Below are 14258 nucleotides of genomic sequence, written 5' to 3' on the forward strand. Positions count from 1 at the left end.
CATTCCTCCGGCTTATTTTTGCTTTCGGGCAAGTTCCTCGTATGCTCTGCCCGATTCCACTTTTAACGCTCGGCGTGCGTCCAAACGCCAACCCACTCCGTATATCCAATAGCGCAACAGTCCGCCCGGACGTATCGCGGGCGGTTCGTTGTATGGCAATCGTTCGTTCCCCGCAATCGCAACGCCGCTGATCAGACTAGTTTTTGTCTATGATTGGATGGTTGTTCGGAAGGTTTTGTCCAACCGCGTTGCCGGGAACGCCCTGTGCGAGTGTACGTGTGTTCGCTTTCAATCCGAATTGTCCATGACAAATCAATCTGAGCAAGAATTCGAACGGGTGCCCGACGGGACGGCGTCATCCGAAAGATCGTCCTACAGCCATTCGGCTGAATTCGCGGTATCCGGCGTTGGTATTGGTGCAATCGCGCAGGAAATAGGTCTGACAAAAGACACCTTGCGCGTTTGGGAGCGCCGCTACGGCTTTCCGCAACCCATGCGTTCAGCCGGCGGCGAACGCCTGTATCCGCAAGAGCAGGTGTCCAAGCTGCGGCTCGTCAAACGTCTGCTGGATGCGGGGCATCGGCCGAGCAAGGTTCTCGTGCAGCCAGTCGAAGCACTGCAGGAACTGGCGCAGTCGTCGGGTGTGGGACAGGATGCGCCGGACGTCGAACTGGATCACATGGTTTCGCTGCTGCGTTCGGGTGCCTACGACGAGTTCCGCTTTCTGCTCCTGAAGCGCGCGACCCGCGACGGTTTGGAACGTTTCGTCGTGGACGTGGCGGCGCCGCTCGCGGCGCGCGTCGGCAATGCGTGGGCGGCGGGTACGCTGCAGGTGTACCACGAGCATCTCTTTAGCGAGGCGATTCAAAGCACTCTGCGTTCCCTGATTCGACCGCTCTCCGATGCGCTGCGCGGACGTGGCGGACGGCCGCGCGTGCTGCTCACCACTTTGTCGGGCGAAGGTCACGGGCTTGGCATTCTGATGGCGGAGGCCATGTTTACTCTGTCTGAATGCGACTGCATGCAGCTCGGCCTGCAGACACCGCTCACCGATATCGTCGAAGCGGTGAAGATGCATGACATCGATATCGTGGCGCTGTCGTTTTCGGCCGTGCTTCCGGCGCAGTCCATCGCCAATGGCGTAACGGACCTGCGCAACATGCTTCCACCACACGTGCGCATTTGGGTCGGCGGTAGCAGTCCTGCATTGCGTCGCAAGTTTCAGGAAGGCGTCGACCACCTCCCTGGACTTGGACCTATCGACGAAACAGTGGCCGAGTGGCGTCAATCCGCCGTGCTATGATCGGCGAACGCCGCTGACGCAGGGCTCGGCGCAATTGCGGCGAGCCTCGACCATGTCACATGACAGTCGGCAGCGGCAGGCATCATCGGCGGAACAACGCCTCGGGCAGCACACGCGGCTGCCGATCGAACATACCTCAGGCACAGGACTCGCTCCTCACCCACGGTAGAAAAGACGCTGACAACGCAACATTGCACGTAAGTGCAGTGTTTACGCGGAGCGCAACGCGTACCGCGCGCCATTATCTGGCGCTTCATTGTCGGTTTTCGTCTTTGGCCGTCGCAATCCCGCGTAAAATTGAAAGCTTGGCTGCTTGCGTGCAGCAATTCGCGCCGCACGCTCGTGCCGAAGATCTTAGATATAACGTCGCATAAGTGGCATCAGGGGTGGACAATGAACACCATGCTTTATCCGGAACTGTACAAATCGCTGGAATCCGTCCGTTGGGACATGGAGAAGGACATTCCATGGGACAAGTTCGACGCGTCTCTGCTCACCGACGAGCAGGCCAAGACGATCAAGATGAACGCGATCACCGAATGGTCCGCTCTTCCTGCAACCGAGATGTTCCTGCGTGACAATCACAACGACAGTGACTTCTCGGCTTTCATCAGCGTGTGGTTTTTCGAAGAACAGAAGCACTCGCTCGTCCTGATGGAATATCTGCGGCGCTTTAAACCCGAGTTCGTGCCGAGCGAAGAAGAACTGCACGAAGTGCGCTTCGAATTCGATCCCGCGCCGCCGCTCGAAACGCTCATGCTGCATTTCTGCGGCGAGATTCGCCTGAATCATTGGTATCGCCGTGCGGCCGAATGGCATACCGAGCCTGTCATCAAGCATATCTACGAAACCATTTCGCGCGACGAAGCGCGTCACGGTGGCGCGTATCTTCGCTACATGAAGAAGGCGCTCGTGCAAGCGGGCGACACCGCGCGCGCCGCCTTCGCCAAGATTGGCGTGTTGATGGCGTCGGCGCGTCGCACGGAAAAGCCGCTGCATCCCACGAATCTGCATGTGAATCAGGCGCTCTTTCCGCGTGATACGGTGCAGTCGCGTCTGCCGGACCCCGAATGGCTCGAGCGCTGGCTCGACGACCAGATCCGCTTTGACGACAGCTGGGAAAAGAAGGTCGTGGAGCGCATTCTGCACAACCTCTCGATTCTTTTCGAGCGCTCGTTCGTGACCGCGCAGGAGTTGAACCGCTATCGCAAGGAAGTGGTGCAGCGTCTGCAAGCGGCATCGGGCGGTGCGGCGGAACAGCCTGCCTGAGTTCTGGCTGGCGTCGGACGCAATGGGTGAAACGGCTCGCCGGAGCAATCCGGCGGGCCGTTTTGCTTATGACCTCTGGATGACGTTCGGAGGAACGTACTCGCGTGGCACAATCGCGCTTCGAGTTCTACTGCACTGAGCGCCGCCATGCCCGCCACTTTCGAACGCAAGATCACCACGCGCGATGCGCTCGCCGCGCTTCGCTTAAACCTCGCCGGACCGGTCGTTTTCACCAACGGCGTCTTCGACATTCTTCATCGCGGTCACGTCAGTTATCTCGCGGATGCGAAAGCGCTTGGCGCGACGCTCATCGTCGGCGTGAACAGCGATGCCTCCGTGCGCACGCTCGGCAAGGGCGACGATCGGCCGATCAATCGCGAAGACGATCGCATGGCGTTGCTGGCAGCGCTCGAAAGCGTGGACTGGGTGGTGAAATTCGAAGAGACGACGCCGCTGCAACTCATCGATGCAGTGCATCCCGATGTGCTCGTGAAGGGCGGCGATTACGACATGGACAAGCTCGCGGAATCGGCGCTCGTGCGGGGTTGGGGCGGCACGGCGCTGGCCATTCCGTTCGAGCATGACCGGTCGACGACTGCGTTGCTCAGGAAGGTTCGCGCGCAGGGTTGAGGTGCTTGTTGGGCATAGGCGCAAGGCACGGGAATCGCCCGTCAAGGCTGCGCGCATTCATTCGCCAAGGCACACATAAGGGTTTGCACGCCGAGCAGTACATGAACTCCACGCCGAATCGCAGACCGACAAACACGCTGACACCGCCGGCGCAGATGCGAGCCCACGCATTGAATCACCTGCCGAATATCACGCTGGGCCGCACGGTGAGACATTCACGAACAGCGACGAACTCACAAGTTATATGCACTCACCGACCAAGTGAGCGCACCTGAATTCGCGACAGGCACGGAATCGAAAACGAAGCGCGCGCCGTACGCAGTCACTGGCCAAGCGGCCGCTCCTGCACATTTGCAGCAGGCGCGGGCGCGCCGACTTGCGGCTGATCCGCCGCCTCTTCGGGATGCAGCGCCCGCGTTACCAGCGTTTCCGGATGCACCTGTTCCAGCAGATGATGCGGCTCGCGCGCGCCGGCCGCGGGCAGCGGTCCGAAAGTGCTGCGCACGATCGCGAACATCAGCAGATTGGCCAAAATGAGTAGGGCGATCAGCCAGCGCAGCATGCTTGGGCTCCGTCAATCAATCAGAGAGTTTGCGAGATATCGGCGCAGTCGCGTCGCGCGCGATGAGCGCCAGGCCGGACAGCACGAGTGAATCATGGCGAGTATGCGGCACGGACAGCGCGCCCGCGATTTCATTCGCAGCGCCGCCGCCCAGCACGAGGCGCACTTCGGCTTGCCATTGCGCGCGCAGATCGTGCCACGCGCGCTCGATGAGACTCGCTTGCGCGAGCAGGCAGCCGGCGGAAAGCGCGGCGGCGGTATCGGTGGCGAAGCGACTCGCGGTTCGGTCGAGCGCGGCGCGTGCCGATGCGGCATCGAGCGTCGGCAACTGCGCCGTGTTGCTGCCGAGCGATTGCATCATCAACGACCAGCCCGGCGCGATCAGGCCGCCGATGAACGTGCCATCCGCGCGCAAGGCTTCGAGCGTCGTCGCCGTGCCGAAGGTGGCAATCAGCAGATGTTCGCCCGGAAATGCTGCCCGCGCGCCGATCATGCCTGACCAGCGGTCGCTGCCGAGGCGTTCCGGTGACGTGTAGCCATTGACTACGCCGCATTGCCGCGCTTTCGCCCGGACGACCGTTCGCCGCAGATCGGGCCAGCGTGCATCCAGCATACGTTCGATGCGCGCTTGCACTGATGCACCTGCCACGTTGGAAATCCACACGCTCGATGGCGTGGGTAACGCGGACCAGGCGGCTTCGGTCGATGGCGTCGCTGGCGCTGTTGCTTCGGACGTTATGGACGCGTCATCGCCGTCGGGTGCTTTATTCGCGTGCGTGTGCGCCGACGAATCGCGTGCCTCGAATGTGTCATGAAGCGGCTTCGGCGCCGGGTCAGCTTGCATGGTCGCTTGTGCGAACGCGAAGCCGCGTGCATCGGCCGCGTCATGAGGCGACTTCGGCGCTAAGTCACTTTGCGCGGGCGTTTGCGAGAGCGCGGAGCCGCGTGCATCGAGCGCACCATGAAGCGGCTTCACGACGTCGCCAAGACCCGTCTCATCACGCTCATGCTCGAACGCCCCGTTCGCCATCCACTCGCCGCGCGAATCCACGAGCGCCCATTTGATCCGGCTATTGCCCGCGTCGATCAGCAAACACGGCGCCTCGCTCACGGACGCTCCTTCGCCAGGCGCAAACTCAGTTCGCCCGTTGCGACGACGCGCGGTCCTTCGGGCGCGTCGATCAGCAGATGGCCTCCGTCATCCACACCCGCCGCAATGCCACGCGTCACTTCCAGACCCTGATCGATCAACACGACTTCGCGCCCGGCGTAGGCATGTGCGTCCATCCAGCGCTGCCGAAACGGGCGGAAGCCTTCGGCTTCGAAGCGCGGCAGCGCGGCGTCGAGCGCGTTCAATAGCGCAGCGAGCGTCTCGGTAAGGTTCGCATCCGGCCAGGCGCGCGCAAGCGCGGCCGGGGTCGCGCCCGGTGCGGCGACGTTTGCTTGGCGGTGCACGTCGTCGACCTGAGCGGCGAGCCGTTCGACGCCATGCAAGTTGATGCCGATGCCGATCACCACCGCCGTCGCTTGCGGCGTGCTCCATGCCGTTTCGATGAGGATGCCGGCGAGCTTGCCGTCGTCGAGCAGAACGTCGTTGGGCCACTTGAGCGCCGGACGCGCGGACGGCGTGAGCGGTAGGCGCGCGAGCGCGTCGAGCACGGCGGTGCCGATGGCGAGACTTAGACCCGAAAGCCCCTCGATGGGCCGCTTCAGCACATAACCGACCGACATCAGAAGCGCGTTGCCCGGCTCCGCGAGCCACGCGCGGCCACGTCTTCCGCGTCCCGCTGTCTGCAAATAAGCGATGCGCGCAAGCGGCGCGCTCGCTTCCTCGTGCGATTTGTCGCGCGGCTGGGCGCGAAATTTCGCGAGCAGGTCGGCATTCGTGGAGCCCGTTTCATCGACGATTTCGATGGTCCACTCGCGGGCAGGCCGCTCGGCCAGCGTCGCGAGCCGGTTACGGTCGATGCGCCACGGCGCGTCCGGGGCGAAGGAAGAGGGTGGGTTCATGGCGGGTATTGTAGCGGCGCGCCGGCGCTCGTTACATACGACGCGTGCGCCCGGACAGCGAATATTCGGGCGCGCGAAAAGCAGAAATCACAGCCTATGATTCATAGGCGCTGCAGTTTTCTCGCGAGCCCGGAAACCGTCAGCTATCGTTGTCTCTCGGATAACGACGCCGCGCATGAAGCACGTTAATAACCGTAATTCGATCCGTGACGCGATATATCACGAGATAGTTTGGATGAACGACGAGCTCGCGGGTATTTGGCACGCGTCCGCGTCGATAAACGTAGGGATTGTCAGGCAAAGTTGCCACAGCATTCATCACGAGCTCAAAAAGCTTTTCGGCTGCCTGCGGATCGCGTTCTTCGATGTACTCGTAGATCTCCGTGAGCCGCCTGATTGCACGCGGTCGCCACTCAACGATCATTGCGTGTCTTTCGTTTCGCTGAAATCAGTGCCTCCATGTCCGCCAACACCCGGTCGTGCGGAATGGACGGTCGCGCGTCTTCCAGCGAAGCATCGATTTCCGCTCGAAACCACTTGTCATAGGCTTCGGCTTCTTCGACGGTATCGAATTCGTGAATCAGGGGGTCGAGGTCTTTAGCCATTTCGCATTCAAGTTGACTGGTCAAACGATGATATCGCAAGGGGGCACACGCGTCATAGGTCTGCCGAACGGCCAACACGGCGGATACAGCCATCCCACAACCCCCCGCGCCATAACAGCGCCGCCTCATTAACCTTCGTTACAATGTCCTCTCCCCTTCACGCCGCGTTTTGACGCGCATCGTTCCTTGAACTTCGACACGCCGCCCCGCCTCAGTGTGGAAGCTGGTCAGCAAGGCAAGGTGGTTCGGCTCTCGGGCCAGTGGACCGCGCTTGCGCTCGCGCGCGACCGGGCCAAGAGCGGTGTGACGCGGCGGCTGCGCGCGGTCGGGCGCGAAGCCATCAGCCAATGGGATCTGCTGTCGGTCGAGCGGCTCGATCACGTCGGCGGACAAGCGCTCTGGCGCGTGTGGGGCCGCCGCATGCCGGCGACCATCGCGCTGTCGGACACGCAACGCGAAATCTTCGAACGCGTCGCGCTGCTCGACGCCGAACGCGAAGAGCCCGAAGTCGTCACGCGCACCAACCCGGTCACGCGACTCGGGGAACTGATCTTCGGCTTCTTCGACCATCTGCAAGGCGGCCTGTCGATGTTCGGCGGCTTCGTCCTCGATCTCTTCGGGCTCGTGCGGCGGCCGAGGCGCATTCCCTGGGTCGAAATCTCCGCGAACATCTACAGCGCCGGCGCGCAGGCGCTCGCCATCACCGCGCTGGTCGCGTTCCTGATCGGCATCGTGCTCAGTTATCTGTCGGCGCAGCAGTTGCGCGTGTTCGGCGCGAATCAGTACATCGTGAATATTCTCGGGCTCTCGGTGATCCGCGAACTCGGGCCGGTGCTCTCCGCGATTCTCGTCGCCGGACGCTCGGGTTCGGCCATCACCGCGCAGATCGGCGTCATGCGCGTGACGGAAGAACTCGATGCCATGCAGGTCATGGGTATCCCGCACGGTCTGCGGCTCGTCTTGCCGCGCGTGATCGCGCTCGGTATCGCCATGCCGCTGCTCGTCATGTGGACCAACATCATCGCGCTGACGGGCGGCGCGGTCGCGGCGAAGCTCGTATTGTCCATCGACATCTCGTTCTTCATTCGTTCGCTGCCTTCGGTCGTGCCTATCGCCAATTTGTGGATCGGACTCGGCAAAGGTGTGGTGTTCGGCATGCTGATCGCGCTTGCCGCGTGTCACTTCGGCTTTCGCATCAAGGCGAATTCGCAGAGTCTCGGCGAAGGCACGACGACTTCCGTGGTCAGTTCCATCACCATCGTGATTCTCGCGGATGCCGTCTTCGCCATCCTGTTTCAGAACGTGGGGCTATAGGCGCATATGTCGACGACCCTTGCCACCGCCGTTCGTCATCAGCCGCCGCCCGTCATCGCCGAGCCGGTGATCGAAGTGCGCGACGTCACCAAGCGCTATGGCCGAACGGTGATTCACGAGCATCTGAATCTGGATGTGCGGCGCGGCGAGATCGTCGCGTTGCTGGGCGGCTCGGGTTCGGGCAAGACCACGCTCGTGCGGCAGATTCTCGGCCTCGAATCGCCGACTTCGGGCAGTATCCGCGTGCTCGGCGAGGAATGGGCGCACATGGACGACGAAACCGCGAAGATGATGCGCACGCGTTCCGGCATGATGTTTCAGCAAGGCGCGCTGTTCTCGTCGCTTTCCGTGTACGACAACATCGCGCAGCCGTTTCGCGAGCTCGGCAAGATTCCCGAAGACCTGATCCGCGAATTCGTCATGCTCAAGCTGGAAATGGTCGGGCTGTCGTGCAAGCACGCGAGCAAGATGCCGTCGGCGTTATCGGGCGGAATGGTGAAGCGCGTGGGCATTGCGCGGGCCATTGCGCTGGAACCGGAACTGCTGTTTCTCGACGAACCCACCGCCGGTCTCGATCCGAAGGCCTCCGATGAATTCGTCGATCTCATCGCGACCCTGCATCGCGCGCTCGGGCTGACTGTCGTGCTTGTCACACACGATCTCGATACCATGGTCGCGCTGTCCACCCGTGTCGCCGTGCTGGCGGACCGGCGCGTACTGGTCGCGGCGCCCGTGGAAGAAGCGTGCGCGGTGGATCATCCGTTCATCCGCGAATATTTTCTGGGGCGGCGGGGCCGGCGCGCATTGCAGGCGCTGCCACCCGAACGCCGCGCAAAGCTGCCCGCCGCCGCGCTGGAGGACGCGACCATCAGCGTCAACAAATGAGCACCTCCCGCCAACGACGCGAAGGCCACCGCACGCGCGAGCCAGCAAGCAAAGGAACATGACGATGGAAAACAAATCACATGCGTTCTGGACCGGACTGTTCACCATCGTTCTCGTGCTCGCCATTGCGTTCGCGGTGTTCTTCTTCAACGTGGACCGCACGGTGCGCGTGCCTTACGACCTCATCGCCCGCACCAACGTGACCGGGCTTTTTACGGACGCCTCCGTGCGTTATCGCGGTCTCGGCGTCGGCAAGGTGCAGTCCATTCGCTTCGATAAAGCGCATCCGGGGCAGATCCGCATTCGCATTCTCGTCGACCAGAACGCGCCGATGACGCATTCCACCTTCGCCACGCTCGGCTTTCAGGGCGTGACGGGCATCGCGTTCGTGCAGCTCGACGACACGGGGAAAGACCCGAGCGCGTTGCCATCGTCGGCGCAGAACGTGGCCGAAGTGCCGATGCGTCCCGGTCTTTTCGAGCAATTGCAGGAGCGCGGCGACGTTATCCTGAAGCGCTTCGAACGCCTCTCCGAAGATGCCGACAAGTTCCTCTCCGACGATGTGCGCGTCCAGTTGCTCGACACGACGAAGAGCCTGAAAAATGCCGCCGACGGCATTGCGACACTTGCCAATCAGGTGTCGCCCGCGACCGAGCATTTGCCGCAGACGCTCAAGCAACTCGACCGCACGCTGGCATCGACCAATACGCTGATTCAAAACCTGAATCGGCCCGACGGCCCGTTCGTCACCAATCTGAACAAGGCAGGCAACGCGGCCGACCAGGCGGCTGCGGCGCTCACCGACATGAACGAGTCGCTGCGCAACGTGACGGCGCGCGTGGGCTTCGAAGCGTTGCCGCGCCTTTACTCGTTCACCGACGACGTCGGCAGCGCCGCGCGTTCCGTCGACCGCGCCGCCGATGCATTCAGCACCAATCCGCGCAGCGTGTTGTTCGGCGCGCCGCAGAAGTCGCCGGGGCCGGGCGAACCGGGTTTCGCGTGGCCCGCAAGCCCGACGCCGACGGCGCATTGACGTGATTCGAAGGAACGCTATGCATAACGACCACCGCAACATGACGATGACCGCCGCGCTCGCGCTCGCCTGCATGACGATGCTCGCGGCGTGCGCGTCCACGCCATCGGCGATGCCGAACGTGCGCTACGACCTGGGCGTCGCGCCCGCCATCGACCAGAGCGCGAACAGCACGCCGGCTACCACGCCGGCCACCACGCCGCCGGTCAAGGTGCTGGCCGTGAGCGCGCCGCGCAATCTCGAAACGGACGACTTCATCTACCGGCTCAGTTATGTCGATGCACAACGCACCGGCAACTATTCGAACAGTCACTGGACGATGCCGCCCGCGCAACTCCTGACGCAACGTCTGCGCGACAGCTTGTCGGCGCGCGGTCCGGTTCTTACGGGCGCCGATCCGGTGCGCGCGGCCTTGCTCGAAGTCGAACTCACGCGCTTCGAGCAAGTCTTCGATGCGCCCGAGCGCAGCCACGGTCTGGTCGCGGTGCGCGCGACGCTCACGCAGCAAGGACGCGTCGTCGCGCAACGCAGCTTCAGCACCGAAGCGAGCGCGCCCACCGGCGACGCGGCGGGCGGCGCACGCGCGCTCGCCGCCGCGTCCAACGAGATGATTTCGCAACTCAGCGCGTGGCTCGACAAGCAGCCGCTCACCGCCGCCGCACAATGAGGCATTCGCGCGGCTCATGACGATCAAGCAATGGCAGCGCCGCCCGTCGGCGTTTTCCCGGCAGGCGCTCGCCGCCTACGCGACGCTCGTAGTCTATGCGTCGCTGTATCCGTTTTCGGGCTGGCGCACGCTCGGCATCGGGCCGTTTGCTTTCATCGCCGATCCCTTGCCGCAGTATCTGACCGCGTTCGATGTCATCACCAACGTGCTCGGCTACATGCCGCTCGGCGCGTTGATCGTGCTGGCGCTTTATCCGCGCTTCAGGGGATCGGTGGCGGTGTGTCTCGCGCTCTTCGGCGGCGCGCTTCTGTCGGGCGCGATGGAAGCCATCCAGACTTACTTGCCGACGCGCGTCGCCTCCAATCTCGATCTCGCCGCCAATGCGTTCGGCGCGCTTGTCGGCGGCGTGCTGATCGCGCCCGCGACGAGTGCGCTGCTCGATCGCGGCTGGCTCAGGCGCATCCGCTTCACCTGGTTCGAGCGGCACGCGGCGTATGTGATCGGATTGACGGCGCTGTGGCCGTTCGCCGGCATGTTCCCCGCGCCTTATCTGTTCGGCGGTGGCGACCTGCCGCGCGCGCTTTGGGACGGGCTCGATCCCGCGATGCAGGACGCGATCCTCGCCTGGGCACCCGCCTCGTGGGACCTCGAAACCTGGTCGGACCGGCTCGGCGCGCTCCTGCCCGACGACGCATGGGAAGCGATCATCACGTCGTGCAATCTGTATGCTGCGCTCGTACTTGCAACCTTGCTCACGCGCGAGCGCGCGCCCCGCATCCGGCTGATGCTCGGCCTGATCGTCGCGACGTTGTTCGCCAAGGCGGCCGCGACGTTTCTGCAATCGCGCGCGGGACTTTTTTACGACTGGGCAACGGACGGCGCGCTCGAAGGCATCGCGATCGGCGCGCTGGCCGCCGTGCTGTCGGTTGCATTGCCACGCTCGTTGCGCGCCGTGCTTGCCGGCGCGGCGCTGGTCGCGGGGCTTGCGCTCGTCAATCTGCTGCCGCTGAATCCGTACTTCGACATCGTGCTGGCCGACTGGCGGCAAGGGCGCTATCTGCACTTCAACGGCCTTCTGCACTGGCTCGCGTGGGTGTGGCCTTACGCGGCGCTCGGCTGGCTCGCGTCGGCGGCGGAGCGCGCGTGGCTCGCGCGGCGGCGGGCGCGGGCCGGGTAGGCATGAACATCGCTCGCTATAATCGATCCGAACACACTCAAGGCCCCACGCCATGGACTCTTTCTACAAGTACCACGTGTTCTTCTGCCTCAATCAGCGCGATGCCGACGCCGCGCGCCCGAGCTGCGCCAATTGCAACGCGCAGCAAATGCAGGAACACGCGAAGAAGCGCGTGAAGAAACTCGGCCTCGCGGGCGAGGGCAACGTGCGCATCAACAAGGCTGGCTGTCTCGACCGATGCGAACTCGGCCCTGTGCTCGTCGTGTATCCGGAAGGCACGTGGTACACGTATATCGACGAAACCGATATCGACGAGATCGTCGATTCGCATCTTGCGAACGGCAAGATCGTCGAGCGCCTTCTGATCGATCAACCCGCGTGACCGCTTGTGACCCAGACTCAGTAACCCGATGAACGCGCAAACCGAAAAATTCCTGATCGACGGTCCAGTGGGCAAGATCGAAGTCGCGCTCGACCGGACCGATGCCGCCGATAAAGCGCCGCGCGGAATCGCGCTCGTCGCGCATCCGCATCCGCTCTTCGGCGGCACGATGGACAACAAGGTCGCGCAGACGCTCGCGCGTACCTTCGTGCAACTCGGCTACACGACGTATCGCTCGAACTTTCGGGGCGTCGGCCAGTCGGCGGGCGAGCACGACAACGGTATCGGCGAACAGGACGACTTGCTCGCGCTCATCGACCACATGCGCGCGCAGCCGGGTCAGGAAGACGTGCCGCTCGTGCTCGCGGGCTTTTCGTTCGGCACCTTCGTGCTGTCGCATGTCGCGAAGCGGCTGGTCGAAAGCGGCAAGAGCATCGAGCGCATGGTCTTTGCGGGCACCGCTGCGAGCCGCTGGGAAGTCGCGCCCGTGCCCGAAAGCACGCTCGTGATCCACGGCGAAGTGGACGAGACCGTGCCCATTTCCTCCGTCTACGACTGGGCGCGCCCGCAGGAATTGCCGGTTGTCGTGATACCGGGCGGCGAGCATTTCTTCCATCGCAAACTGCATGTTTTGAAACGCATCATCGTCGATGCCTGGCGCTGAAAGAGCGTTTCAATCTCGTCGTCATCGAGCGTTTCGCCGCGCGAATCGGCGCTCGAATGGCTATCGGCGTAATCCCTCGAATTGCAGCGCGGCAAACGTGAAAACACGCGTCTTGTCCGTAGATTCATCGGAAACCGCACCCTCGGCGCGCGTATAATGACGCAGAATTTTTTGCTGCGAGCGTGAGCAAACGTCCTGCCGAATGGCCTTTCATGTTGCGTGACGCAGCGAAGACCCGGCGCCCGAGCGCGCAAGCTTTCATGCGGGCTCACGCGATATTCGAAGACCTGCGTTTCGTACCCATGTCGCCCGGGCGTCGGAACGCTCACGGTTTTCTCCGCGTGCGCGGCGATAGACTTCGATGGCGCGTCCGTCTGTCGAGTAAGCGCGAGTTCGCATGACCAGTCGAAGACCATTGGCTGGCAACACGAGCGACTAGCGCGACCGGTATCGACGGTCCACCTGTTCAACCCGCGTTTCGCCAACGCCGATCACACCCGGCGAAACGCCGATGCTTCTTCTTCCGACCGATCCTATGCGCTTTTTCCCTTCCGGCTTGTCTGTTTCTCCCCTTTCAGCAGTCGAGCGTCGCACGTTGCAAGCCGCTATCGTGATGCCCGCCGTGCTCGCCGCCGCGAGCGCCTTTGCGCAAGTCCCGCCGCCGGACGTCACCGCGCATTCGTGGGTGCTCGTCGACGCCACCAGCAACCAGGTGCTCGCATCGGGCAATCCGGATGAGCGTGTGGAACCGGCATCGCTCACCAAGCTGATGACCGCATATCTCGTCTTCGACGCGTTGAAGTCGAAGAAGATCAACATGGACCAGACGGTGATGCCGACCGAGGCCGTGCGCCGCGTGAAGACGGACGAGTCGCGCATGTTCATCGAGGCGAACAAGCCGGTAACCGTGCATGACCTGGTCTACGGCATGATCATCCAGTCGGGCAACGACGCGGCCATCGCGCTTGCCGAACTCGTCGGCGGCAGCGAAGGCAACTTCGTCACGCTGATGAACGCCGGCGCCAAGCGCATTGGCATGAAGCACACCAATTTCGCCGATGTGAACGGCATGCCCGACCCGCAGCACTACACGACGGCGGGCGACCTGGCGGTGCTGTCCACGCGCCTCATCCGCGACTTCCCCGAGTACTACAGCATCTTCTCGGTACGCGACTTCACGTACAACAAGATCAAGCAGCCGAATCGCAATCGTCTTCTGTGGCTCGATCCTTCCGTCGACGGTCTCAAGACCGGTCACACCAAGGCGGCGGGATATTGCCTGATCGCGACGGCCAAGCGCCCGCTCGTCGGCACGCCCGACGCGAGCCGCCGTCTGGTCGCCGTGATGATGGGCGAGCCTAAGGAATCCGCGCGCGTTCAAGACAGCCTGAAGATGCTGAACTACGGTTACACGGCCTATGACGCGGTGCGTCTCTTCAAGGCGAATCAGGTGATCGAATCGCCGCGCGTGTATAAGGGCGCGTCCGACAACGTGCAGGCGGGCGTCGAGACGGATCAGTACATTACCGTGCCTAAGGGTCTCGGCGAAAAGGTCAAGCCCACGGTCACGCGTAACGATTTGCTGATCGCGCCGATCAAGAAGGGCCAGCAGATCGGCACCGTCAAGATGGTCGCGGACGGCAAGGACGTCGCGCAGTTCCCGCTGGTCGCGCTGCAGGACGTGCCAGAAGCCGGCATCTTCGGCCGCTTGTGGGATTCGGCTTTGTTGATGTGGCAAAAGCGTAAGTAAGGAGCAG

Annotated in this window: 16 protein-coding genes and 1 pseudogene; 11 read left to right on the forward strand and 6 right to left on the reverse strand. The window is 63.0% G+C overall.

Annotated features, from left to right (window positions below; translation table 11 throughout):
* The first annotated feature begins 304 nt into the window (after nucleotides 1–304).
* From P9250_RS19530 to rfaE2, 3 genes are all read left to right on the forward strand, one after another.
* Nucleotides 305–1303 carry a MerR family transcriptional regulator gene (locus P9250_RS19530; protein WP_309841170.1) on the forward strand — a complete coding sequence of 333 codons (999 nt, stop codon included), beginning with the start codon at nucleotides 305–307 and terminating at the stop codon, nucleotides 1301–1303.
* 393 nt (nucleotides 1304–1696) lie between these two features.
* Entirely contained in the window at nucleotides 1697–2572 is an 876-nt protein-coding gene (locus P9250_RS19535; protein WP_244826839.1) for a ferritin-like domain-containing protein, read from the forward strand.
* 147 nt (nucleotides 2573–2719) lie between these two features.
* A complete protein-coding gene (gene rfaE2 / locus P9250_RS19540) occupies nucleotides 2720–3202 on the forward strand; it encodes a D-glycero-beta-D-manno-heptose 1-phosphate adenylyltransferase (RefSeq protein WP_244826840.1) in 483 nt (160 codons plus the stop codon).
* Nucleotides 3203–3524: 322 nt separating this feature from the next.
* Here rfaE2 and P9250_RS19545 read toward each other — a convergent pair whose 3' ends face one another.
* The 6 genes and pseudogenes from P9250_RS19545 to P9250_RS19570 all read right to left on the reverse strand — a co-directional run bounded on the left by P9250_RS19545 (nucleotide 3525) and on the right by P9250_RS19570 (nucleotide 6379).
* Nucleotides 3525–3764: a hypothetical protein gene (locus P9250_RS19545; RefSeq protein ID WP_244826841.1), complete on the reverse strand. Its 240-nt coding sequence runs from the start codon at nucleotides 3762–3764 to the stop codon at nucleotides 3525–3527.
* Nucleotides 3765–3780: 16 nt separating this feature from the next.
* Complete coding sequence (locus P9250_RS19550) at nucleotides 3781–4608, reverse strand: type III pantothenate kinase (RefSeq protein WP_409014967.1); 828 nt, start codon at nucleotides 4606–4608, stop codon at nucleotides 3781–3783.
* Between the two features lie 165 nt (nucleotides 4609–4773).
* A pseudogene (locus tag P9250_RS19555) lies at nucleotides 4774–4875 on the reverse strand (pantothenate kinase); the annotation flags it as partial.
* Nucleotides 4872–5774, reverse strand: a complete 903-nt coding sequence (locus P9250_RS19560) for a biotin--[acetyl-CoA-carboxylase] ligase (protein ID WP_244826842.1) — start codon at nucleotides 5772–5774, stop codon at nucleotides 4872–4874. The gene P9250_RS19560 and the pseudogene P9250_RS19555, both read right to left, overlap by 4 nt.
* A gap of 139 nt (nucleotides 5775–5913) precedes the next feature.
* Nucleotides 5914–6198: a type II toxin-antitoxin system RelE/ParE family toxin gene (locus P9250_RS19565; protein WP_250491704.1), complete on the reverse strand. Its 285-nt coding sequence runs from the start codon at nucleotides 6196–6198 to the stop codon at nucleotides 5914–5916.
* Nucleotides 6188–6379: an antitoxin gene (locus P9250_RS19570; protein ID WP_310394680.1), complete on the reverse strand. Its 192-nt coding sequence runs from the start codon at nucleotides 6377–6379 to the stop codon at nucleotides 6188–6190. Before P9250_RS19570 ends, P9250_RS19565 begins: the two co-directional genes overlap by 11 nt.
* A gap of 186 nt (nucleotides 6380–6565) precedes the next feature.
* On the opposite strand from P9250_RS19570, the gene P9250_RS19575 reads away from it, so the two are divergent.
* From P9250_RS19575 to P9250_RS19610, 8 genes are all read left to right on the forward strand, one after another.
* Entirely contained in the window at nucleotides 6566–7693 is a 1128-nt protein-coding gene (locus P9250_RS19575; protein WP_244826845.1) for an ABC transporter permease, read from the forward strand.
* 6 nt (nucleotides 7694–7699) lie between these two features.
* Nucleotides 7700–8578, forward strand: a complete 879-nt coding sequence (locus P9250_RS19580) for an ABC transporter ATP-binding protein (RefSeq protein WP_244826846.1) — start codon at nucleotides 7700–7702, stop codon at nucleotides 8576–8578.
* Between the two features lie 64 nt (nucleotides 8579–8642).
* Complete coding sequence (locus P9250_RS19585; protein WP_310394683.1) at nucleotides 8643–9611, forward strand: MlaD family protein; 969 nt, start codon at nucleotides 8643–8645, stop codon at nucleotides 9609–9611.
* Between the two features lie 19 nt (nucleotides 9612–9630).
* Nucleotides 9631–10278 (forward strand): ABC-type transport auxiliary lipoprotein family protein, encoded by a 648-nt coding sequence (locus tag P9250_RS19590; RefSeq protein ID WP_310394685.1) that lies wholly within the window; start codon nucleotides 9631–9633, stop codon nucleotides 10276–10278.
* Nucleotides 10279–10294: 16 nt separating this feature from the next.
* Nucleotides 10295–11455: a VanZ family protein gene (locus P9250_RS19595; RefSeq protein ID WP_250462765.1), complete on the forward strand. Its 1161-nt coding sequence runs from the start codon at nucleotides 10295–10297 to the stop codon at nucleotides 11453–11455.
* Nucleotides 11456–11507: 52 nt separating this feature from the next.
* Nucleotides 11508–11837 carry a ferredoxin gene (locus tag P9250_RS19600; RefSeq protein WP_244826850.1) on the forward strand — a complete coding sequence of 110 codons (330 nt, stop codon included), beginning with the start codon at nucleotides 11508–11510 and terminating at the stop codon, nucleotides 11835–11837.
* Nucleotides 11838–11865: 28 nt separating this feature from the next.
* A complete protein-coding gene (locus P9250_RS19605; protein WP_250491708.1) occupies nucleotides 11866–12501 on the forward strand; it encodes an alpha/beta hydrolase in 636 nt (211 codons plus the stop codon).
* 535 nt (nucleotides 12502–13036) lie between these two features.
* On the forward strand, nucleotides 13037–14251 hold the full coding sequence (locus tag P9250_RS19610) for a D-alanyl-D-alanine carboxypeptidase family protein (protein WP_370652117.1): 1215 nt from the start codon (nucleotides 13037–13039) through the stop codon (nucleotides 14249–14251).
* The last annotated feature ends 7 nt before the right edge of the window (nucleotides 14252–14258 follow it).

The sequence above is a fragment of the Caballeronia sp. LP006 genome (genome assembly GCF_031450995.1).
Lineage (GTDB): Bacteria > Pseudomonadota > Gammaproteobacteria > Burkholderiales > Burkholderiaceae > Caballeronia.

Coding starts and splice junctions, on each gene's coding strand:
- P9250_RS19530 (WP_309841170.1), top strand. CDS start 305: ATGACAAATCAATCTGAGCAAGAATTCGAACGGGTGCCCGACGGGACG.
- P9250_RS19535 (WP_244826839.1), top strand. CDS start 1,697: ATGAACACCATGCTTTATCCGGAACTGTACAAATCGCTGGAATCCGTC.
- rfaE2 (WP_244826840.1), top strand. CDS start 2,720: ATGCCCGCCACTTTCGAACGCAAGATCACCACGCGCGATGCGCTCGCC.
- P9250_RS19545 (WP_244826841.1), bottom strand. CDS start 3,764: ATGCTGCGCTGGCTGATCGCCCTACTCATTTTGGCCAATCTGCTGATG.
- P9250_RS19550 (WP_409014967.1), bottom strand. CDS start 4,608: ATGCAAGCTGACCCGGCGCCGAAGCCGCTTCATGACACATTCGAGGCA.
- P9250_RS19560 (WP_244826842.1), bottom strand. CDS start 5,774: ATGAACCCACCCTCTTCCTTCGCCCCGGACGCGCCGTGGCGCATCGAC.
- P9250_RS19565 (WP_250491704.1), bottom strand. CDS start 6,198: ATGATCGTTGAGTGGCGACCGCGTGCAATCAGGCGGCTCACGGAGATC.
- P9250_RS19570 (WP_310394680.1), bottom strand. CDS start 6,379: ATGGCTAAAGACCTCGACCCCCTGATTCACGAATTCGATACCGTCGAA.
- P9250_RS19580 (WP_244826846.1), top strand. CDS start 7,700: ATGTCGACGACCCTTGCCACCGCCGTTCGTCATCAGCCGCCGCCCGTC.
- P9250_RS19585 (WP_310394683.1), top strand. CDS start 8,643: ATGGAAAACAAATCACATGCGTTCTGGACCGGACTGTTCACCATCGTT.
- P9250_RS19590 (WP_310394685.1), top strand. CDS start 9,631: ATGCATAACGACCACCGCAACATGACGATGACCGCCGCGCTCGCGCTC.
- P9250_RS19595 (WP_250462765.1), top strand. CDS start 10,295: ATGACGATCAAGCAATGGCAGCGCCGCCCGTCGGCGTTTTCCCGGCAG.
- P9250_RS19600 (WP_244826850.1), top strand. CDS start 11,508: ATGGACTCTTTCTACAAGTACCACGTGTTCTTCTGCCTCAATCAGCGC.
- P9250_RS19605 (WP_250491708.1), top strand. CDS start 11,866: ATGAACGCGCAAACCGAAAAATTCCTGATCGACGGTCCAGTGGGCAAG.
- P9250_RS19610 (WP_370652117.1), top strand. CDS start 13,037: ATGCGCTTTTTCCCTTCCGGCTTGTCTGTTTCTCCCCTTTCAGCAGTC.